This window comes from Candidatus Nanopelagicales bacterium (genome assembly GCA_041393815.1).
Taxonomy (GTDB): Bacteria; Actinomycetota; Actinomycetes; order S36-B12; family JAWKJK01; genus JAWKJK01.
On sequence record JAWKJK010000001.1, the window covers coordinates 1,042,445 to 1,063,164 of the forward strand.

A 20,720-nucleotide genomic window follows, 5' to 3' on the forward strand; every position below is an offset into this window, starting at 1 on the left:
CCCGGCCTCGCTGACTCCCGCGCATCCCTGACTTCCGCGCATCGCTGACTTCCGCGCATCCCTGACCCGGGTGCGGCTCCCCGCGCGCCCCCGTCGCGGGGAGCCGCACCCGCCCGACCCCTCCCCGGGACAGCCCATGACCTCGACCGCCCGCCCGACCCCGGCCGCCCGGGCGGACCCGTTCGTGCACCTGCACGTGGCGTCCGGGTACTCCCTGCGCTACGGGGCCTCCGCGCCCCCGGCGCTGGTCGCTCGGGCCGCCGCGCTGGGCCAGGACACCCTCGCGCTCACCGACCGCGACGGCGTCTACGGTGCGGTCCGGTTCGTGCTGGCCTGTCGCGACGCCGGGATCCGGCCCGTGCTCGGCGTCGACCTCACGCTGCTGCCCACCGGAGCGCTGCCCACCGGAGCGCTGCCCACCGGGGCGCTGCCCACTGGCGGGACCCGGCCCGCCGGAGCACCGTCGGGGTCCGGGGGCGACGGCGCGGTGCCGGCGGCGGCGCGTCGTACCCCGGCCCGTGGCGGGGCCTGGGTGGACCCGCGGCACCCGCGGGTGGTGCTGCTCGCCCGCGGCGCCCGCGGCTGGGCGTCGCTGTGCCGCCTGGTGTCCGCGGCGCACCTCGACGGCGAGCGCGGCAGCCCGGGTGCCACGGTGGCCCGGGTGCTCGAGCACGCTGACGGCCTGGTGGCCCTGCTCGGGCCGGAGTCCGAGGTCGGCCGGGCCCTGCACGCACGCCGCCCCGACCTCGCCGACGCCGCGCTGGCGCCGTGGCGGGAGGCGTTCGGCCCGGACGCGCTGCGGATCGAGGTGGTGTCCCACCTCGCCCCCGACCGCGACGCGGTGCCCGGGGTGCTGTCCGGCGGCCCGGTGCGCGGGCTGCCCGCCTCCAGCGCCGCGGCGGCCCGGATGCTGGGCTGGGCGCACGAGCGCGGGGTGACCCCGGTGCTCACCAACGCGGTCCGGCACGCCGGGCCGGAGGCGGCCCCGGTCGTCGACGTCCTCGACGCGATCCGCCGCCTGGTCCCGCTGGACTCCCGGCACCTGGACCGGGCCAACGGCGAGGGCTACCTCAAGGCCGGCCCCGCGATGGCCCGGGTCGCCCGCGAGGTGGCCCGGCTGTCCGGCGTCGGCCGCGAGGAGCGGGTCGCCGACGCGCTGCTGCGCGGCACCCGGACGCTGGCCGACTCCTGCGCGCTCGACCCGCACGACGACCTCGGCCTCGGCGGGATCCACGTCCCCGAGCTCGACGTGCTGCTCGAGGGCCGGGACGCCGCGGACGCCGCCCGTCGGGCCCGGGGCGGCGCGCCCCGCGACCTGGCCGCGGAGGCGGTGGCCGCCGACGCGGTGCTGCGCCGGCGGTGCGAGGACGGCCTGGCCCGCCGCGGCCACACCGGCCGCGGCGCCGAGGCCCGGGAGGCGCGGCAGCGGCTGGAGGAGGAGCTCGCCACCATCGCCACCCTCGGCTTCGCCGCCTACTTCCTCACCGTCGCCGAGGTCGTCGACCTGATCCGGGACATGGGGGTGCGGGTCGCCGCCCGCGGCTCCGGGGCCGGCAGCCTGGTCAACCATCTGCTCGGCATCTCCGGGGTCGACCCGCTGCGGCACGGCCTGATCATGGAGCGGTTCCTGTCGCCGCTGCGCCGGGCGCTGCCGGACATCGACGTCGACGTGGAGTCCTCCCGGCGGACCGAGGTCTACCAGCGGATCCTGGACCGTTTCGGCGGGGAGCGCTGCGCGTGCGTGTCGATGATGGACACCTACCGGGTCCGGCACGCGGTCCGCGACGTCGGCGCCGCCCTCGGCATGCCGCCGGGGGAGATCGACGCCTTCGCCAAGGCGTTCCCGCACATCCGCGCCCGCGACGCCCGGGCCGCACTGGCCGAGCTGCCCGAGCTGCGCTCCTCCGGCCTGGGCCGGCTGGCCGCGCAGGGCCGGCTGGACGGCTTCCTGTCCCTGGTCGAGGGCCTGGACGGCCTGCCCCGGCACGTCGCCCTGCACCCGTGCGGGGTGCTGCTGTCCGACGCGACCCTGCTCGACCGCACCCCGGTCGAGGCCTCCTGGCTGGGCTTCCCGATGAGCCAGTTCGACAAGGACGACGTGGAGGAGATGGGGTTCCTCAAGCTCGACGTCCTCGGCATCCGGATGCAGTCGGCGATGGCGCACGCCCTCGACGAGATCGCCCGGGTCGACGGCGCGGCCGCGCACGGCGCCGGCCCCGACGGCCGGGTCGACATCGACGCCGTCCCGCTCGACGACGACGCCACCTACGCGCTGGTCCGCTCCACCCACACCCTGGGCTGCTTCCAGATCGAGTCGCCCGGGCAGCGCGAGCTGGTCGGCAAGTTCGCGCCGGAGACGTTCGACGACCTCATCACCGACATCTCGCTGTTCCGCCCCGGCCCGGTGAAGTCGGACATGGTCACGCCGTTCCTGCGCGCCCGGCAGGGCTGGAACGCCCCCGCCTACCTGCACGAGGACCTGCGCCCGGCGCTGGCGGAGACCTGCGGCGTCGTCGTGTTCCACGAGCAGGTCGTCCGCGTCGTCGCGATCATGACCGGCTGCACCCTCGCCGAGGCCGACGAGACCCGGCGCAGCCTGGGCTCGCCGGAGGGCCAGGACGACGTGCGCGCCTGGTTCTACCCGGCGGCGCTGCGCCGCGGCTACGACCTGCCGACCGTGGAGCGGGTGTGGGACGTGCTGCGGGCGTTCGCGTCGTTCGGGTTCTGCAAGGCGCACGCGGCCGCGTTCGCGCTGCCCACCTACCAGTCCGCCTGGCTGAAGGCGCACCACCCGGCCGCGTTCCTGGCCGGAGTGCTCACCCACGACCCGGGCATGTATCCCAAGCGGCTCATCCTCGACGACGCGCGCAACCTCGGCATCGCCGTGCTCGGCCTGGACGTCAACGCCTCCGATGCGGTCTACCGGGTCGAGCGGGTCTCCCCGTACGACGAGCCGCCCCCGCAGATCCTCGGCGAGACCCCGCGGCGGGCCCCCGACGTGCCCGGCCTGCCGGACGCCCGCGGCTACGGCATCCGGCTGTCGGTCGCGGAGGTCAAGGGCATCTCCGACGCGGAGGTCGCGCGGATCGTCGCGGGGCGTCCGTACGCCTCGCTGGCCGACTTCTGGTACCGCGCCGGCGTCAGCCGGCCGGTGGCCGAGCGGCTGGTGGTCGCCGGCGGGTTCGACTCCCTGTACGGCATCGGGGCGGCCGCGCCGGTCCGCCGCCGCGGCCGGGTCACCCGCCGCGACCTGCTGCTCCAGGTCGCCGACCTGGACCGGCACTCCCGCGCCCTGGCCCGCGGCACCCGACCGCCCGGGAGCGCGCGTCGCCGGGCCCAGCAGGAGCTGCGGGAGTCCCAGGACAGCGCCTCTCGGGACAGCGTCGGGGCGGCGCGCGCCCAGTCCCGCGCCCCCGCCCCCGCGGCCGGGCCCGACGACCTGCCGGTGCAGCTCGCCCTCGACCTCGGCGACGCCCCGGGGGAGGTGACCGCCAGCGGGCTGCCGGAGATGACCTCGGGGGAGCGGGTCCGGGCGGAGCTGGAGGTGCTCGGCCTCGACGTGAGCCGGCACGTCGTCGACTTCTACGAGCCGATGATGGCCGCGCTGGGCGTGGTCCGCTCCCGCGACCTGCTGGGCTGCCGGTCCGAGCAGGAGGTGCTGCTCGCCGGGGTGAAGGTGGCCACCCAGACCCCGCCGGTGCGCAGTGGCCGCCGGGTCGTGTTCCTCACCCTCGACGACGCCACCGGCCCGGTCGACGCGACGTTCTTCGAGGACGCGCAGGGTCCCTACGCGGCCACCCTGTTCCACTCGTGGCTGCTGCTCGTCCGCGGCCACGTGCGGCGGACCGGACCGCGCGGGGTCTCCGTCCGCGGCACCGGGTGCTGGGAGCTCGGCACGGTGCACCTGGCCTGGACCGAGGGCGGGGTGGACGCGGTGCGGGCGATGCTCGCGGCCGACCCGATGGTCGACCCCGACCACCCCACCGACGAGGCGGTGGCCGGGCAGGCCGGCAGCCGGGCGACCCGGCCGGTGCTGGCGGCCCCGGTCCTGGCCGGCCGACCGGAGGCGTCCACCGCCGGCGGGATGGGTCAGCGGCGTCGGGTGCTGGTGCACGCCAGCGGGTTCCGCCAGTCGCCCTACGCCGACATTGCGCCCGCGGGCGACCCGGTCACCAAGGTCCCCCCGGCGCGCGAGGAGCGCGACCGCGACCGGGAGCGCGACCGCGACCGGGAGCCACCGGCCAAGCTGTGGCACGCCAGCCCGGGGAGCAGCGGGTGGTGATCGCGTCGGGCCCGGCGGGGAGGATGCCCCCGTGAGCCGCAGCCAGATCCGCCGCCCGCAGGGCCCGGTCGAGATCGGCGACGACGACGAGGGCTGCACCGTCCTGCACGTGGACATGGACGCCTTCTACGCGTCCGTCGAGCTGCTCACGCGCCCGGAGCTGCGCGGCCGACCGGTCGTCGTCGGCGGGTCCGGGTCGCGCGGCGTGGTGCTGTCGGCCACCTACGAGGCGCGAGCGCTCGGCGTGCACTCCGCGATGCCGATCGGGCGGGCCCGCCGGGTCGCGCCGCAGGCGGTGTTCCTCGACCCCGACCACCGCCGCTACGCCCGCGTCAGCGCCGGGGTGATGGAGGTGTTCCGTTCCGTCACCCCGCTGGTCGAGCCGCTCAGCCTGGACGAGGCGTTCCTCGACGTCGCCGGGGCGCGCCGCCGGCTGGGCTCGCCGCGCGAGATCGGCGAGCTGATCCGGGCCCGCGTCCACGACGAGCAGGGCATCACCTGCTCGGTCGGCGTCGCGCCCACCAAGTTCGTCGCCAAGCTGGCCTCCACCCGCGCCAAGCCCGACGGCCTGCTCGTCGTCCCCCGGGACGCGGTCGTGGCGTTCCTGCACCCGCTCCCGGTCGCGGCGCTGTGGGGCGTGGGGGAGCGCACCGAGGAGCAGCTGCTCCGCCTGGGCCTGCGCACCGTCGGCGACCTCGCGCACACCCCCACCGCCACCCTGCAGCGCGCCCTGGGCCACGCGGTCGGCACCCACCTGTCCGACCTGGCCTGGGGCCGTGATCCGCGCCGGGTCGAGCCGTACGAGCCGGACAAGAGCATCGGGGCGGAGGAGACGTTCTCCCGCGACGTCGACGACCCGGAGGTGATCCGGCGCGAGCTGCTCCGGCTGGCCGAGAAGGTGGCCAGCCGGCTGCGCGCGCAGGGCTACCTGGGCCGCACCGTGCAACTGAAGGTCCGGTTCGCCGACTTCACCACCATCACCCGGTCCCGGACGCTGGGCGCCCCGTCGGACGTCGGCCGGGAGCTCTACACCACCGCCCGGGACCTGTACGACGCGCTCGGGCTGCAACGAGCCCGGCTGCGCCTGGTCGGGGTCCGGGTCGAGGGGCTGGTGGACGCGGACAGCGCCCCGCAGCAGCTGGTGCTGGGGGCCCGCGAGCACGGCTGGCGGGACGCGGAGGTGGCCGCGGACCGGCTCGCCGACCGGTTCGGACCGGGCAGCGTGCGCCCCGCCCGGCTGGTCGATCCGGCCCGTCGGGAACCCCCGGCCGGGTCCGGCCGTCAGCCCTGACGACCGTGTGGGACCATCCCGCGGACACCAATGACCGGACTCGGGTTTCCAGCCGGGCTCCGGCTGCCTATCCTGGCGTTAGTCAACGAGCCGGGAGGAGGGACCGCCGTGCCGCTCTCCGAGCACGAGCAGCGCCTGCTCGAGCAGATGGAACGGGCCCTCTACGCCGAGGACCCGAAGTTCGCGACCACCCTGCGCAGCGGGGGACCGCGGACCGCCCACCGTGGCCGCGCCGCACTCGGCGTCGTCGCACTCCTCGCCGGCATCGGCCTGCTCATGGCCGGCGTCATCACCTCGCTGCCGCCGCTGGGCGTCGTCGGGTTCTTGGTCATGCTGGTCGGCGCGTTCGTGTCGTACTCCGCGTTCCGCAGCGGCGGTGCGGCCGAGGGTGAGCAGGTGGCCGAGGGCCAGGAGGCGGGGTCCGCCACCCCCGGCGCCGGCGGGAAGCCGACCCGGGCCCAGGCCAAGGCGGCCAAGTCCGGTGGGTTCATGGACCGGCTCGAGGACCGCTGGCGCCGTCGCCGCGACGAGGGCATGCAGTAGGCGTCGCACGACACCCAGGCGGCGGCGCTACTCCCGCGTCCCCGCCCCCACCAGCTCCGCCCCCCGTTCCACTCCCTGGTCCCCGCGCGCGCCGTCCTGCGCGGACGTGACCAGCGCCCCGCTGTCGCGGCGGCGGCGCCGCAGCACCGACGGCGGCAGCAGCGTCGCGCGCAGCCGGGTCCGCCACGCGGCCCGGTGCAGCAGGGCGCGCCGGACCAGCCGCACGTCGTGGCCGGTCCCGTCCGCGGGGTCCGCGGCCCGGCCGTAGCGGGCCTTCTCCAGCCGCAGCACGATCCGGCGCAGCGCGTCCGCCGGCTCCTGGTCCAACCGGGCGTCCCGGTACAGCCAGGCGCCCATCCGGCGGGGTGTCGCCGCGTCGGACCAGGTCCGGCCCACGTCCCGGGTGCTGTCGCGGACCTCCGCCCACGCCCCCTCCGCCAGCGCCACCGGGTCGTCGCCGGCCAGCCGGCGACGGCGGCGCACGAACCGGACCGTGACCGGGACGAGTAGGACGACGACGACCACGACGCCGAGGCCGAGCAGGGTGGATCGCCGCCATGCGTCGGCGTCGGAGGCCGACTGGCTGCGCTCGAGCTCGGCCAGGATGCGGGCCACCTCGGAGGCCTCGACCTCGCGCAGGCCGCGGCGCTCGGCCGGGTCGGCGACCGGCTCCTGGGCTGATCCGTCGCCGGTGTCCACGTCCACGTCGCCGGCGACGTACGGGGGAGCGACGACGCCCGCGCCGGCCTCGGTGCGCGGGGTGGGCTCGAACCGCACCCAGCCGACGTCGGCGAACCACAGCTCCGGCCAGGCGTGCGCGTCCCGGACCGTGACGCTCCACGCGCCCTCGGCGTTCTGCTCGCCGCTGGTGAAGCCGACGACCACCCGGGACGGGATGCCGAGCGTGCGGGCCATCAGCGCCATCGTGGCCGCGAACTGCTCGCAGTAGCCCACCCGCTCGGTGAGGAACTGGTCCAGGTAGGCCGCGTCGTTGCCCGACTCCACCGACGTGCTGTAGGTGAAGCCGCCGTCGTTGGTGAACCAGCGCTGCAGTGCCAGCGCCTGGTCGTAGCGGGTCGTGGCGTCCCGGGTCACCTGCTCGGCTCGCAGCGTCAGGCTGGACGGCAGGTCCTCCGGCACCTCGAGCAGCGGGACCAGCTCGGGCGCGACGTACGACGACGCCGCGCGCAGGACGTTGGGGTCGGGCTGCTGGTCGTAGACGTCCACCGCGTACGTGAGGTCCAGGCTGGAGTCGTCGTCGGCGGAGGCGGTGCGCAGGGTGGGCTGCCAGGACCAGTCGCCCTGCAGCAGCCGCTCGTTGTCTCCCTCGGCGTACACCTGGCGAGCCGGGAACGGCAGCGGCAGCTCGCTGTTGTCGAGGTCGCCGACCGCGATGTCGTAGCGGATGGTCTGGGACTCCGACACCCCGGCGGCCGGCGGCGGCAGGACCTCGGACAGCGGCACCCGTCCGGGGAAGTCGGCGGCCCGCCAGGTGGTCCCGTCGAAGGTCTCCAGCGTCGCCAGGCGCAGGTAGGAGGGGTTGGGGTCGGCCGTCACGTAGCGGATCAGCTCGCGGTCGTTCTGCTCGACGATGCCGCGGCGCAACGACACGAACGGGTCGAGGGTGACCGCTCCCTCCTCCGGAGCCACCCCGCCGGCACCGTCCCCGCCGCCGCGCCCGGTGCCCCAGATCGGCTCGGTCAGGCCGGGGATGACGGCCGGGATGAGCAGGGCCGCCGCCAGCGCCGCCACCGCCATCCAGCGGGCCTGGCCGGACAGCCCGGACAGCCGCGGCGGCCGCGGCCGGGTCGGGTGCGCCCGTGGACCGGCGCCGGCGCGGCGGACCACCTCCCGCGGCGAGGTCAGGACCCGGCCCCAGCCGCCCAGCTGCTCCTTCTCGTCGACGACGAGCATGAGCAGCCAGCCGGCGGCGGGGAGCACGATCAGCCACCAGGGTGCGCCACCGCGCAGCACGGCCACCGGCACGGCGTAGACCGCCAGCAGCGGGATGCCCGCGATCGCCGGCTGGCGCAGGCCGACGCTGACGGTGTCCACTGCCAGCGCCGCCAGCCCCAGGCCGCCGACGACCAGGGCGGTGAGGCCGATCGACTCCGGCGCCGGGGAGGTGTACTTCTCGGCGTCCGCGAGCCCGGCCTGCACCACGGCGCGCAGGTCGGCCAGCGCCACCGGCCCCGGCAGGAAGCCGCCCCAGGCGTGCTCGGGGGCGAACATCCGGGTCATGGTCGCGAGCAGGGCCGCGGCCTGCAGCAGCGGGTGCAGGACGCCGGGCAGCCGGGCCAGCCGGGCCAGCCAGCCGACGACGCCGACCAGCGCGATGACGAGGGCGGTCGGCGGTATCCAGCCGGCCTCCTGGAACACCGGGGTCAGCGTCAGAGCGGCCAGGAACGACGCGAAGGCCGCCGCCGTGGCCCGCGGCCGCCCCCCGACCAACGGGCCGCTGGGCTCCCAGTCCGCCGTGGAGGTCGTCCGGCGCGGCGCGGCGGGCGCGACCGGCGGGAGGGTGGCGGTCACGGCGCACCCCCCGGCCCGGGGGTCGGGGCTGCGGTCGGGGTCGGGACCGCCCGGCCGGCCGAGCCGACCGTGGTGGTCCCGATCGCGCCGACCCCGCGCACCGCCTGTGGCCACAGCGTGCCCAGCGGGTCGCCGGGCCCGGCCAGCACCACCCGCCAGCCCGCCTGCCGCAGCAGGGCCGCGGCCGCGACGCTGCCGGCGTGGTCGGCGTCCCGGGACGGTCCGGGGTGCGGTCGCCAGGCGCCGACGTCCTGGACCAGCGCGATCGCGGTGCCGCCCCCCGGCTTGACCCGGGCCAGGGACTCCGCCGTCGCCGTGTCCAGCGCCCCCAGCACCGCCACCACGACGCCGTCGGCGGTCTGCCGCCGGGCCTGCGGGTCCGCGGCACCCAGCCGGGTCGACTCGGACGGCCCCGCCACCGCCAGGGCGTCGAGCACCTGCCCCTCGGTGTCGGCGCCGGCCTCCGCGCTGTCGGCCACCAGGGGAACCCCGTCGCCGTCGACGAGCCGCAGGCTCCAGCCGCGCCGGGCCAGGTGGACGCACACGCTCGCGGCCGCGGACAGCGCCCACTCGAACGACGACTCCGGCCCGGTGCCCCGATGCGCCGACGCGCGGGTGTCCACCAGCACGGTCGCCCGGCTGCGCCACGGCTGCTCCTCGCGGCGGACCATGAGGTCCCCGTACCGGGCGGTCGCCCGCCAGTGCACCCGGCGCAGGTCGTCCCCGGTGCGGTAGTCGCGCGGCACCACGTCGTCCTCGCCGCTGCTGGCGATCGAGCGCGGCCGGCTGTCGCCCTGTCCGGACCAGTCGCCGCCCAGCGGCGCGGCGGGCAGCGGGTGGACGACCGGCGTGACCAGCAGGGTGTCGCGCGCGGTGAAGGCACGGGTCATCGCGACCAGCCCGAACGGGTCGACCATCCGCACCGACACCGGCCCGACGGTGTAGCGGCCGCGGACCAGGCTGGCCACCGCGTAGTCGACCTCGCGGGTCCCGGTCGGCTCGACCCGGTCCAGCACGAACCGGGGCATGGGTCCGAGCTCCCACGGCAGTGCGTCCTCGACCAGCAGGAGACCGGAGGGCAGCCGCGACACGTTCTCCAGGACCACGGTCACCTCGGCGGTGCCGCCGACGGGGATCCGGTGCGGGGTCACCGAGCGCGCGCAGGCCAGCCGGTAGCGGCCGCGCGCGACCACCAGCACGGACAGCACCGGCAGCGCCAGGATCAGCACGGCGACCTGCAGCAGGTCACGCTGGCCGAACACGATCGCCCCGAGCAGCAGCCCGACCCCCACGGCCACCAGGCCGCGGCCGCGACCGGTGAGCCCCCGGATGGTCTGGCGCACGGCGCGTCGCAGGTCAGCCGGTGGCGGTCGGGAGGGGCACCCGGCGCAGCAGGTCGGACACGACCGCCTCGGGGGTGCGGTGGGCGATCTGGGCCTCGGCGGTGAGCAGCAGCCGGTGCGCGAGCACCGGGACGGCCAGCGCCTGCACGTCGTCGGGCAGCACGTGGTCGCGGCCGTCGAGCGCGGCGGCGGCCTTGGCGGCGCGGACCAGGTGCAACGTGGCGCGAGGGGAGGCACCCAGCCGCAGCTCGGGCGTCTGCCGCGTGGCGTTGGCCAGGTCCACGACGTAGCGGCTCACCGCAGGGGAGACATGGATGTCACGCACGACGTCGACCAGCCGGGCGACCAGCGCCGCGTCGGCCACCGGCTGCACGTCCTCCAGCGGGTCGCGGCCCCCGTGCGCGTCCAGCATGTCCAGCTCGGCCTGCGGATCGGGGTAGCCCATCGAGATGCGGGCCATGAACCGGTCCCGCTGCGCCTCCGGCAGCGGGTAGGTCCCCTCCATCTCGATCGGGTTCTGGGTGGCGACCACCATGAAGGGGCGGGCCAGCAGGTAGGTCGTGCCGTCGACGGTGACCTGGCGCTCCTCCATGCACTCCAGCAGCGCCGCCTGCGTCTTCGGCGAGGCGCGGTTGATCTCGTCGCCGAGCAGGATGTTCGCGAACACCGCGCCCGGCTTGAACTCGAAGTCGCGGGTCTCCTGGTTGAAGACGCTCACCCCGGTGACGTCGCCCGGGAGCAGGTCGGGCGTGAACTGGATCCGCCGGACGGAGCAGTCCAACGAACGGGCCAGCGTCTTGGCCAGCATCGTCTTCCCGACGCCCGGGACGTCCTCGATGAGCAGGTGGCCCTGGGCCAGGAGCACGGTCAGCGCCAGCCGGACGACATCGGACTTGCCCTCGATGACCGTCTCGACGGACTCCCGGATCCGCGCGGCCGTGTGGACCAGCTCGTGCATGGTGGCCGGGTCGTCGGAGCGCACGCCGGTCACCGGGTAGGTGGTCACGTCGACTGCCTCCTCGTCGGGGCGGGCGCCCGGCCGTCCCCAGGATTCTCACCCGGCAGGCGTCCCCGCGCACCCAGGACCCCGTACGCGGCCGGAACCGGGCACTCCCTGGAGGGGACGAGCCGCGGCGCCGGGGCGTCCGACAACTGTTCATGTAGGAGTGCGTGTCAGTTATCGTACGCGCGTTCTAGTGCGCGGTAGGCTGGGTGCGTGAACTTGAAGGAATGGGCGCTGTCGCAGGGGATTCACCCGCAGACGGCGTACCGCTGGTTCCGGGAGGGGACGCTGCCCGTGCCAGCGGTGCGGGTGAACCAGCGCACCGTCCTGGTCAACCCCGACGCCCCCGTGCAGCCATCGCGTGAACGGGTCGGCCTGTACGCGCGGGTGTCCTCCCACGACCAGAAGCCCGACTTGGACCGGCAGGTCGCGCGCCTGACCCGCTGGGCCGCGGACGCGGGCATGTCCGTGACCCGGGTGGAGGCCGAGGTCGGGTCCGGGATGAACGGCCGCCGCGCGAAGTTGCGGCGGATGCTCGCTGACCCCGACGTGGACGTGGTCGTGGTTGAGCACCGCGACCGGTTCGGCCGGATGAACACCGAGCTCGTCGAGGCCGCGCTCGCCGCCCACTCACGGCGTCTGGTCGTGGTCGACGACGGCGAGGTCGACGACGACCTGGTCCGCGACATGACCGAGGTGCTGACCTCGTTCTGCTCCCGCCTGTACGGCCGCAGGTCCGCGCGCAACCGGGCGGAGAAGGCGCTGCGCTGCGCGGCCGCCGACGTCGGGACCCGGTCGCGGTGACCCGGCCGCGCCAGCTGGCGGACCCGTTCGTGGTCGCACCCCCCAAGGGCGTGCGGACCCGCACCCGCATCCCCGTCACCGACGACGAGGCCGCCCGCCTGGACCAGATCGGGCAGTTCCTCGGGTCCCGCTACCGGGCCGACCTGGTTGAGCGGGTGATGCTCGGCGCGGTGAAGGACCCCGAGCGGGCGCGTCGGAAGAAGACCCTGACCGTCGACACGTCGTCACGCTGGGCGGGTGCGATCACCCGCACCACCGAGGACCAGTACCGGTTGGCGATGCGGGCCCTGCGCGACGAGGTCGCCACGCTGACGTCCGCCACCGCGACCATCCGCGCCCGACTGGCGGTCACTCCAGGAGCGAGCAACAGCCTGTCCGGCAGGGCACGGGTGAGCGGGTACCGCGACCAGGCAGAACGGTTCGCCAAGTCCCGCCGGCTGACCGTCCTGCAGGCCCGCCTGGACCGGGCCCGGCAGCGCCTGGCCGACGGCCGGCCGGTGATCGTGGTCGGCGGGAAACGCCTGTGGCGCAACCGGCACCACCTCGACCGGGCCCGGATGACCGAGCAGCAGTGGCGCGCCGCGTGGACCGCCGAACGGTCGTTCCTCACCGCCGACGGGGAGACAGGCAAGAGGCACGGCAACGAGACCATCCGGGTCACCCCCGACGGGACCCTCACCCTGAAGGTCCCCGCCGCGCTGGCCCCGACGCTCGGCACCCACCTGACCGTCACGGCCCCGGTCAACCTCGACGTGCACCGCGGCGGGGAGTGGACCGACCGGATCACCGCCCACCAGGCGGTCCGGTACGACATCACCCACGACCCGGGCAAGAACCGTTGGTACCTCGACGCGTCCTGGTCCTACCCCGACATCCCGGTCCCGCCGTTGCAGGCCCTGCGCGCCCGGCGGACCCTGGCCGTGGACCTCAACGGCGACCACCTCGCCGCCTGGGCCGTCGACCCGTCCGGCAACCCCCTCGGCGACCCGGTCACGGTCCCGCTGGACCTGGCCGGGCTGCCCCGCTCGACCCGTGACGCGCACCTGCGCCACGCCGTGAGCACGCTGTTGCGGCACGCCGAAGCTCATGGCTGCGCGTCGCTGAGCGTTGAGAACCTCAACTTCGCCGATGCTCGCACCACCGGCCGGGAAACCATGGGCCGCGGACGGCGAGGCAAACGGTTCCGCCGCACCGTCGCCGGCATCCCCACCGCCCAGTTCCGCGACCGGCTGGCCGCGATGGCCGCCACCGCGGGACTGTGGATCGTCGCCGTCGACCCCGCGTACACCAGCCGCTGGGGCAAGCAGCACTGGCTGCAGGCCCTCACCACCCATTCTTCCGACGCGACCGGCCACCATGCGGCCGCCGTCGCAATCGGCAGGCGCGCCCAGGCGCACCCGATCCGGCGCAAGCCCGCGCGCCCCCGGCACGGACAGAGGACCGTGCCGGGCCAGCCTGCGGGACAGTCGGAGAAGGCCACCCGGGCACGCACCCGCGGCAGGACACCGGCACCCCGCGCGCACCCCAGGCGCCCGGGTCCCGGTGACGAACCCTGCCGCGGCGCTCCCAACACCGTTCGGGGAGCAACCGGGCAGGAATCACTCCCGCTCACTACTTAGGCACGGTTCCCCGCTGCGGCAGAGTGGGCCCATGGCCGACCCGATCGCGCTCGCCGCCGCCCTGCCCCGACCGCTGGCGTACGTCCTCGGCGGCGGGGCGTCGTACGGGGCGGTCCAGGTCGGCATGCTGCAGGCCCTCGCGGAGACCGACCTGCGCCCGGACCTGGTGGTGGGCACGTCCGTCGGGTCGCTGAACGGCGCCGTCCTGGCCGAGGAGCCGCACTCCGCGGGGCACCGGCTGCCCTACCTGTGGAGCGGGCTGAACCGCGACACGGTGTTCCCCACCAAGGTGCGCGACGCGTACGCCACCGTGCGGGGGCGCCCCTACCTGGTCGACCCCGGGCCGCTGACGTCGCTGCTGGTCGGCTCCCTGCAGGCCCGTACGTTCGCGGACCTCGACGTGCCCCTCGTCGCGGTCACGGCGGACCTCGACACCGGGACCGTCGTCCCCGTGGACCGGGGTGACCTGGCCACCGCGCTGCTGGCGAGCGCCGCCATCCCCGGCGTCTTCCCCTGGGTCGAGCGCGACGGCCGGCGGCTGGTCGACGGCGGCGTCCTGGCCAACGTGCCGGTGTCGGTCGCCCTGGACCGGGGCGCCCGGTCGGTGGTGGTGCTGGACTGCGGCTTCGTCGTCAGCCAGCCGCGGCGCACCGACACGTTCCTCGGGGTGCTGCTGCAGACGGCCGCGGTGATGACCGCGCACCAGGTGCGCTACGACCTGCGCCGGGCCGCGGACGCCGGGGTCCCGGTGCTCTACCTGCCCGGGCCGTGGCCGATCGGCTCGCCGCCGTACTCGTTCGAGCGGACCGCCGAGCTGGCGCAGGCCGCGTACGCACTGTCGTCGGAGTTCCTGCGCACCCTGCGGGTCGACGGCGGCCGGGTGTACGGGACCCCGCCCGGCACCGTCACCTGACCGGCGCGGCGGAGATCACGCCCCGGGAGGTGAGGGGGCGACCGGCGGGGGAGTGTCGCAGGTCCTGCCTGCCGGGCGGTCCGCGAACCGGTCCGCGATCCACGGGACCACGGCGGGCCCCGACGTGGTGGCCGCCGCCAGGTGCCCGATCCCGCCCATCCAGAGCATGGTGAGCGCCGAGCCGCTGTCGCACCACTGCTGCTGCAGCAGCGCGTTCGGGCCGGGAAGGACGACCTCGTCGGCGGTGCCCTGGGCCACCATGACCGGCATCGACGCCGGCAGCGGCGGGACCGTCTGCGCGGTGGCGGCATCGCGCCAGCCGGCCACGGTGGTCGGGTCGACGTCGAAGAACGTCTGGCCGACCTTGGTGCGGGCCAGGCCCTCCAGGCCGGCGGCGTCGATGCACTCGTCGGCCAGCCGCTGGTAGCTGTCGATCCCGTTCCCGCTGACGACGCCATCGAGGGCCACGTCCGGGTAGACCGGCGGCCAGGAGATCGCGACCTCGGGTCCGATCGCCCAGCCCACGGCCGTCGCCCACTGCGCGCTCATGATCGGGACCAGGTTGGCCGCCGGGGCGGCCGCTGCCACCCCCAGCAGGTCCAGCTCCGGCGCCAGCTCCTCCGCCAGGTGGCCCGACCACAGCGACGTGTGACCGCCCTGGGAGTGGCCGAACACGACGTAGCGGCTGCCAGCCTCCGCGTCGGGGAACTCCCGGGCGGCGCGCACCGCGTTGACGACGTCGCGGACCTCCGCGCCAGCCACCAGGTACGCCTCGGGTCCGGGCGTACCCAGGCCGACGTAGTCCGTGGCGGTCACGACCCACCCGAGCGCCATCATCTGGTCCAGCCAGTTGTCCGTGTCCTGCAACGGGTTCGACGAGCGGGACGGGGCGCACTGGTCGGCCATGCCGAGGGTCCCGTGCGCCCACGCGACCACCGGGCGCCCACCTGCGGGCGCCGGTGCCGTCGGCAGGTAGACGATCCCGCCCGAGGCCGCAGGAGTCCCGTCCAGGCGCTCGGACACGTAGAGGATCCGGTGGGCGGTGCCGCCGGGCACGTCCACGTCCAGCGGCTCGGAGCGGATCAGCGTGCCCGGCGGCCCCGGAAGTGGGTTCGGCGGGGTGTAGAAGGGCTGCAGCGCGTCCTGCGCCCGGGTGGTCGACACCACGCTCGCCGTCGCGCCCGCGGCGACCGCCAGCAGGCCCGCGACCAGCACCCCGGCCACGACCAGGAACAGCGTCCTCAGCGCCCTCACGGTCCGAGGCTAGGGAGCGCAGTCACGCGGAGTCCTGTCGAAGCTCCTCCCGCGGCGACATGATGTGCGCGTGGACGAGACCGGCGAGACTCCCGGCGGCGCGGAGGGCCTGCCCGCCCGCGAGGTGCGGGCGACCGTGCTGGTCCTCGCACCGCCGCCCGCGGACGGTCTCGCGGTGCGGGGGGCACGCGCCGGCATCGGCGCGGTCGGCCTGCTGGTCCAGGGCCTGGACCGGGCGACCGGGGGCAGCGGCCGGGTGCCGGCGCCGGTCGACGTCGCCCTGGGGGCGGCAGCGTCGGCCGCCGACGCTGCGGTGGTCGTCGCCGGCGTGGCAGCGTCGGTCGCCGGCCGGGTCACCGGCCCGGTCACGTCGTGGCTGGCCCGTCCCGCCCCGCTGCCGTCGTCGTGGTGGCCCCAGCGGGCGCTGGACTCCTGGCGGGTGCGGGGCCAGGAGCTGCGCCGGTCCCAGGCCGCGGATCTCGAGGTGGCGCTGCGGCGCGCGGGGGACCCGGCGGTCGCCTGGGTCCTGGACCGGGTCGACGTCGGCGGCCTGGTAGCGCGCCACGTCGACCTGGAGACGGTGGTCGTGACCGCCCTCGACGACCTGGACCTGACCGAGGTCGTGCTCACCCGGGTGGACCTGAGGGCGGTCGTCGACGGGGCGCTGGACCGGCTGGACCTGACCGAGGTGGTGCTCGGCCGGGTCGACCTGCAGCGTGTCGTCGTGGCCGTCCTCGACCGGCTGGACCTGACCGACCTGGTGCTGACCCGGGTGGACCTGGAGCGGGTCGTGACCGCCGTTCTGGACGGGATGGATCTGACGCAGCTGGTGCAGTCGCGCGTGGACATCGACGCGCTCGCCGCGACGATCGACCTGGACGCGATCATCGACCGGTTGGACCTGATCGGGCTGGCCGACTACATCATCGACGAGATCGACCTCCCCGCGATCATCCAGCAGTCGACCGGATCCGTTGCGTCCGAGGCGGTCCGAGGGGTCCGGATGCAGACCATCGACGCCGACCGCAAGGCGTCGTCCGTGGTCGACCGGCTGTTGCTCCGGCGGAAGGGGCGCCGGACCGACGCCCCGGGGGACCCGGAGTCGCTGCAGCGCGGTCCGGAGGAGGGTGACTCGTGACCACCTTCCGCGAGTGGCAGCAGAAGCAGGCGGCTGCGCGGGCGGCCGAGGAGGCGCTCGCCGCCGGCGAGGCGACGGCCGACGTCGACCTGCACGCGGAGTCGGCGCGGGCCGCCGTCCCTCGGGCGGCCCGGCCCTACCAGGGGCTGCGAGCGGGCATCGTCAGCCGGCTGGTGGCGAACTCGATCGACTTCGGCGTGGTGATCGTCGTCCTGTTCGGCGGTTTCGCGGGGTGGCAGGCGCTGCAGTTCGTCGTGAACCCCACTGCCTACTCGTTCCACATGCCGCACTTCGGGTTGTGGATGGTGTTCGGTGCGTTCGTGTTCGTCGTCTACTTCACCGGGTCGTGGGCCACGACCGGGCGCACGTACGGCGACCACGTCATGGGCCTGCGGGTGGTGAACTTCCGCGGCAACAAGGTCGCCTGGCCCGGCGCCTTCCTGCGCGCACTGTTCTGCACGTTCGTGATGGTGGGCATCCTCTGGGTCGCGGTCAGCCGGGAGAACCGCTCGGTGCAGGACGTCGTCCTGCGCACGAACGTCATCTACGACTGGTAGGCGGACCTGCCCCGGTACGCCCGGCTCAGTAGTCCGCCCAGATCGAGGACGCGATCTTCCCGAGGTCCTCGTTCGCCGCGAAAACGCCCTGGATGTCGTCGAACACGGACTGGTTGACGATGATCGCGACCGCCAGCCAGCGCCCGGACTTCGCCTGCACGTAGCCGGACAGCGCCTTCGTCTCCAGCCGCAGTCGGGAGTTCAGCAGGTCGGCCGCACCGAGGGTCCCGGTCTTGGCGAAGACGTGCCCCGCGGCCGGGCTGTCCGCCTGGACGTTGACCAGCGACCCGTCCCTGCCCATCACCGGGAGCGCGTCGCGCCACACCGCCCAGTCGGGACGGGCGGCGAACGCCACCATCAACTCGGTCGCCGACCGCGCGGTGACGTAGTTGCCCGGGAGTCCGGAGCCGTCGACGAGGGTGGCCTGCGCGGGGTCCACTCCCAGATCCGCGAGCCGCATCGCCAGCACCGGGAAGCCGGCGTCGCAGTCCCGGCTGCCCGCCGCGACCGCAAGGAGGCACACGAACGTCTGCGCGCCGCGGTTATAGCTGACCTTCAGCACGTAGCGGGCCTGCTCGCTCAGCGGGAGGCTGCGCAGCCGGGCGACGACGGGCAGCTTCCGCACCGCCGCGGAGGACGGGAGCGAAGCGGCCGGGTTGGGTCCGACGGTGGCGGCGCGGACCCGCACGCCGGCCCGCTCGAGCTCCTGGATCAGTGCGGAGCGCGCGAACCGCGCGGGCTCGCGCAGGTGGTAGACCCGGAGTACCGGGTCCGCGTCGGCGGCGACCGTCCCGGTGACCCGCAGGACCCCAGCGGGGGTTGCGGCGACGTCGACCTGCGTCGCACCGCCCGCCTTCACGGTCCGGGTCCGGTTGTCCACGGTCCACGGCGCGACGACGGGTCGGATCACGACCTTCGCCGTGCGACCGACGGTGGTCGGCGTCGTCAGGACGTCGATCAGGTTGTTGTTGATGACGATCGGCGACACCGGTCCGTCGATGCCGAGGGCCTCGGTGCGGAACAGGCGGTCGTCGATCACGACCTGCCCGGTCACCGAGCGGATCCCGGCCGCGCGCACCTGCCGGGCCAGGTCGCGCAGCCCGGCGAGCGGCCGGTTGTCCGCCAGCTGCATCCCCGGGATCGAGTTGGCGTCGTTGTGGTCCCAGTTCGCGAAGACCACCCGACCGTCCGAGCCGGTCTGGCCGCCCATCGTGATGTCGCCCTTGGCCACCAGCACCAGGTCCCCGCGAAGGTCACCGTCGACGACCCGACCGGTCCGCACGACCGGTGTGACGGTGCGCCAGTCCGGGCCGAACTGCGTCCAGACGCCGGCGGAGCTGTAGGTCTTGGTGACCGAGGCCGGCTCCAGCAGCACGTCGGTGTTGTAGCCGACCAGCTGCTCGCCGGTCTGCGCGTCGGCGACCGACACCGCCCACTGGCCGCGCTCGTACGGCGTCGAGTTCATCACCGCCACGGCGTCCGTCGACAGGTGGGGGCTGATCCTCTCGGGCGTGGGAATGGAGAAGAAGATCGCCCGCGAGCCCATGCTCGCCAACCGCGTCACCCTGCGCATCCACTTCGCGCCGCTGACCGACGAGGAACTCATCCCTGTCCGGGCGCAGATGCACCCCATCCTGGCGGCGACCCCCGAGCGGCTCCTCGTCGCGGCCGACACCGCCTACCGCCACGGCGTCCTGCGGCCCTGGTCCCACCTGCTGCGGTGGCTGATGAGCCTGGGCAGCACCCCCGACAACCCGCCGACCAAGCAGCAGCTCGAGCAGGCCCTGACCCTCATGGCCGGCCGCAAGATCCGGCTCTGACCATGGCCATCCACCTCGTCGTCGCCGACCCCCCCGTCCGGCTGTGGTCGGCGACGACAGCGCCGACGGCGCGTGTCTCACGCTCGCGCGCGACACCCACGCCCTAGCGCCCCACATGGCCGCCGTCGTCGCAGCCCAGCGCGCAATCCGACTCGCCGACGGGTTCGCGCCGCGACACGAACTGCTGCGCGTCAGCGAGACAACCGTGCACCGCTACCTGGCCACCGACCCGATGCCCGTCACGCGACCCGTACCCCGTCGCCCCGCCGAGTTCCCGACCGCAGCCTGACCGCGCCCCAGATAGCCCACGACGTCCGGCGCGCGTACGAGATGCGGTGCAGCGACCGTGGTTGTGAGCCCATGTGGCGACGCTGCCGCATCTCGACCGACACCTGGACGGCGCCGGCGTCGGCGGTCACGCGGCGAGGTTGGCCGATGACGTTGCGGCGTCGAGCGTGATGGTGCGAGTGCGGTTGGCGCGGCGAAGGTAGGTGTAGCCGATGGCGCAGGCGATGAGCAGGATGACGGTGCCGACGATGCTGGCCTCGACGCCGAAGTCGCCACCGGTCATCAGGTCGCTGGAGCCGCTGGCCGGTCCGATGGCGAACAGGCTGCTGGCCTCGGTGTTGCCGCTGACGGGAAGCCCGTAGATGTTGCCCTGGAAGTAGTTCCAGCCGGCGTGGATGCCAGCGATGAGCCACAGGTTGCCCTGCCCGAGGGCGATGAACGACGCGAACACCGCGTACAGCGCGATGTTGAGCAGCACGATCGGGCGGAAGTCCATGTGGATGACGGAGAAGAACACCGAGGTCCCCAGGATCGCCGCCCAGCCGGGGATCTGCCGGCCGGCCATCTGCAGCATGTAGCCGCGGGTGACCGCCTCCTCCGTGGAGGCCTGCCAGAGGAACACCAGCAGCAGCGGGATCACCGCGACGAGCGCCGACGAGCCGACGTTGGTGTGCTCGGACGCGCCCGACTTGTAGGCGCCGAGCGCCCACGGCACCAGCACGCCGACCGTCATCATCACCGCGCCCACGAGGAAGCCGAGGGCCAGCTTGCCGACGGGATTGGAGCCGCGGAAGCCGACCGAGGAGAACGGCCGGCCCTCCTTGAACCGCAGCCACAAGAACAGCAGCAGCAGCGTCACGCCGAAGATGAAGAACTCCTTGAACTGGAACAAGGTGTCCGCGTGGCCGGGGTTGCCCAGCAGCAGCGACCCGACGGCGTCACCCGCAATGGAACCGCCGACGATCATCACGGCCCCGACGATCCACGCCAGCCACCAGCTCGTGGGCCGCTTGGCCTCGTCGGCCATCTGCACCAGCGGCGACGTACGGATGTTCATGTCGGAGGCTCCCCACGCGTGTCCAAGTCGGGCTCGTGACGTGTCCTGACGTCCCTGTCCCAACGCGCTCCGCTCGGCAGCCAGGAACGCGGAGCAAGGCTAGGGCGCGCAACCTCGTGCTCAGCCCACCCGAACGCCGCCACCGAGGCTGTAACCGTTACAGATCGCACTCCAGCCGCGAGCCGTTGACGAGCGCGCCGCCGCCGGCAACTTCTCTCGCCCGCGCCCGGTCACATACAGCACGCCGCTCGCGTGGGAACCGCGTTTCGCCGTGCG

16 protein-coding genes are annotated in these 20,720 nt (G+C 74.8%); 10 read left to right on the forward strand and 6 right to left on the reverse strand.

Annotation, left to right across the window (positions count from 1 at the left end):
- Positions 1-136: 136 nt before the first annotated feature.
- The 3 genes from dnaE (at position 137) to R2737_04795 (ending at position 6,116) form a co-directional block, all read left to right on the forward strand.
- Positions 137-4,282, forward strand: coding sequence for a DNA polymerase III subunit alpha (gene dnaE / locus R2737_04785; GenBank protein MEZ5115567.1), 4,146 nt, complete (start codon positions 137-139; stop codon positions 4,280-4,282).
- A 31-nt stretch (positions 4,283-4,313) separates the two neighbouring features.
- Positions 4,314-5,573: a DNA polymerase IV gene (locus R2737_04790; protein ID MEZ5115568.1), complete on the forward strand. Its 1,260-nt coding sequence runs from the start codon at positions 4,314-4,316 to the stop codon at positions 5,571-5,573.
- A gap of 108 nt (positions 5,574-5,681) precedes the next feature.
- Positions 5,682-6,116: a DUF3040 domain-containing protein gene (locus R2737_04795; protein MEZ5115569.1), complete on the forward strand. Its 435-nt coding sequence runs from the start codon at positions 5,682-5,684 to the stop codon at positions 6,114-6,116.
- Positions 6,117-6,143: 27 nt separating this feature from the next.
- Here the strand turns inward: R2737_04795 and R2737_04800 are convergent, their stop codons facing one another.
- From R2737_04800 to R2737_04810, 3 genes are read right to left on the reverse strand one after another with little or no spacing between them, the layout of a single operon-like run.
- Complete coding sequence (locus R2737_04800; GenBank protein MEZ5115570.1) at positions 6,144-8,648, reverse strand: DUF3488 and transglutaminase-like domain-containing protein; 2,505 nt, start codon at positions 8,646-8,648, stop codon at positions 6,144-6,146.
- Positions 8,645-9,991 (reverse strand): DUF58 domain-containing protein, encoded by a 1,347-nt coding sequence (locus R2737_04805; protein MEZ5115571.1) that lies wholly within the window; start codon positions 9,989-9,991, stop codon positions 8,645-8,647. Before R2737_04805 ends, R2737_04800 begins: the two co-directional genes overlap by 4 nt.
- Before the next feature lie 13 nt (positions 9,992-10,004).
- Complete coding sequence (locus tag R2737_04810) at positions 10,005-10,997, reverse strand: MoxR family ATPase (protein ID MEZ5115572.1); 993 nt, start codon at positions 10,995-10,997, stop codon at positions 10,005-10,007.
- 210 nt (positions 10,998-11,207) lie between these two features.
- Between R2737_04810 and R2737_04815 the strand changes: the two genes are divergently transcribed.
- Genes R2737_04815 through R2737_04825 form a run of 3 tightly spaced genes read left to right on the forward strand, consistent with a single transcriptional unit; the run spans position 11,208 to position 14,330 of the window.
- Complete coding sequence (locus tag R2737_04815; GenBank protein MEZ5115573.1) at positions 11,208-11,798, forward strand: IS607 family transposase; 591 nt, start codon at positions 11,208-11,210, stop codon at positions 11,796-11,798.
- Complete coding sequence (locus R2737_04820; GenBank protein ID MEZ5115574.1) at positions 11,795-13,417, forward strand: hypothetical protein; 1,623 nt, start codon at positions 11,795-11,797, stop codon at positions 13,415-13,417. Before R2737_04815 ends, R2737_04820 begins: the two co-directional genes overlap by 4 nt.
- Before the next feature lie 31 nt (positions 13,418-13,448).
- The gene (locus R2737_04825; GenBank protein MEZ5115575.1) at positions 13,449-14,330 is read left to right on the forward strand and encodes a patatin-like phospholipase family protein; all 882 of its coding nucleotides are present in this window, start codon (positions 13,449-13,451) and stop codon (positions 14,328-14,330) included.
- 15 nt (positions 14,331-14,345) lie between these two features.
- Here R2737_04825 and R2737_04830 read toward each other — a convergent pair whose 3' ends face one another.
- Positions 14,346-15,584, reverse strand: a complete 1,239-nt coding sequence (locus tag R2737_04830; GenBank protein MEZ5115576.1) for a lipase family protein — start codon at positions 15,582-15,584, stop codon at positions 14,346-14,348.
- Positions 15,585-15,654: 70 nt separating this feature from the next.
- Between R2737_04830 and R2737_04835 the strand changes: the two genes are divergently transcribed.
- Positions 15,655-16,722, forward strand: a complete 1,068-nt coding sequence (locus tag R2737_04835; GenBank protein ID MEZ5115577.1) for a hypothetical protein — start codon at positions 15,655-15,657, stop codon at positions 16,720-16,722.
- Positions 16,719-17,279 (forward strand): RDD family protein, encoded by a 561-nt coding sequence (locus R2737_04840; GenBank protein ID MEZ5115578.1) that lies wholly within the window; start codon positions 16,719-16,721, stop codon positions 17,277-17,279. Before R2737_04835 ends, R2737_04840 begins: the two co-directional genes overlap by 4 nt.
- 25 nt (positions 17,280-17,304) lie before the next feature.
- Here R2737_04840 and dacB read toward each other — a convergent pair whose 3' ends face one another.
- The gene (dacB, locus tag R2737_04845; GenBank protein ID MEZ5115579.1) at positions 17,305-18,825 is read right to left on the reverse strand and encodes a D-alanyl-D-alanine carboxypeptidase/D-alanyl-D-alanine-endopeptidase; all 1,521 of its coding nucleotides are present in this window, start codon (positions 18,823-18,825) and stop codon (positions 17,305-17,307) included.
- On the opposite strand from dacB, the gene R2737_04850 reads away from it, so the two are divergent.
- Both R2737_04850 and R2737_04855 read left to right on the forward strand, forming a co-directional pair.
- Complete coding sequence (locus R2737_04850) at positions 18,791-19,099, forward strand: hypothetical protein (GenBank protein MEZ5115580.1); 309 nt, start codon at positions 18,791-18,793, stop codon at positions 19,097-19,099. The two genes, dacB and R2737_04850, sit on opposite strands and share 35 nt — an antisense overlap.
- Positions 19,100-19,142: 43 nt before the next feature.
- Positions 19,143-19,388, forward strand: coding sequence for a hypothetical protein (locus tag R2737_04855; GenBank protein MEZ5115581.1), 246 nt, complete (start codon positions 19,143-19,145; stop codon positions 19,386-19,388).
- A 126-nt stretch (positions 19,389-19,514) separates the two neighbouring features.
- Here the strand turns inward: R2737_04855 and R2737_04860 are convergent, their stop codons facing one another.
- Positions 19,515-20,444 carry a CPBP family intramembrane glutamic endopeptidase gene (locus R2737_04860; GenBank protein MEZ5115582.1) on the reverse strand — a complete coding sequence of 310 codons (930 nt, stop codon included), beginning with the start codon at positions 20,442-20,444 and terminating at the stop codon, positions 19,515-19,517.
- Positions 20,445-20,720 lie beyond the last annotated feature (276 nt).

Coding starts and splice junctions, on each gene's coding strand:
- dnaE (MEZ5115567.1), top strand. CDS start 137: ATGACCTCGACCGCCCGCCCGACCCCGGCCGCCCGGGCGGACCCGTTC.
- R2737_04825 (MEZ5115575.1), top strand. CDS start 13,449: ATGGCCGACCCGATCGCGCTCGCCGCCGCCCTGCCCCGACCGCTGGCG.
- dacB (MEZ5115579.1), bottom strand. CDS start 18,825: ATGGGCTCGCGGGCGATCTTCTTCTCCATTCCCACGCCCGAGAGGATC.
- R2737_04860 (MEZ5115582.1), bottom strand. CDS start 20,444: ATGAACATCCGTACGTCGCCGCTGGTGCAGATGGCCGACGAGGCCAAG.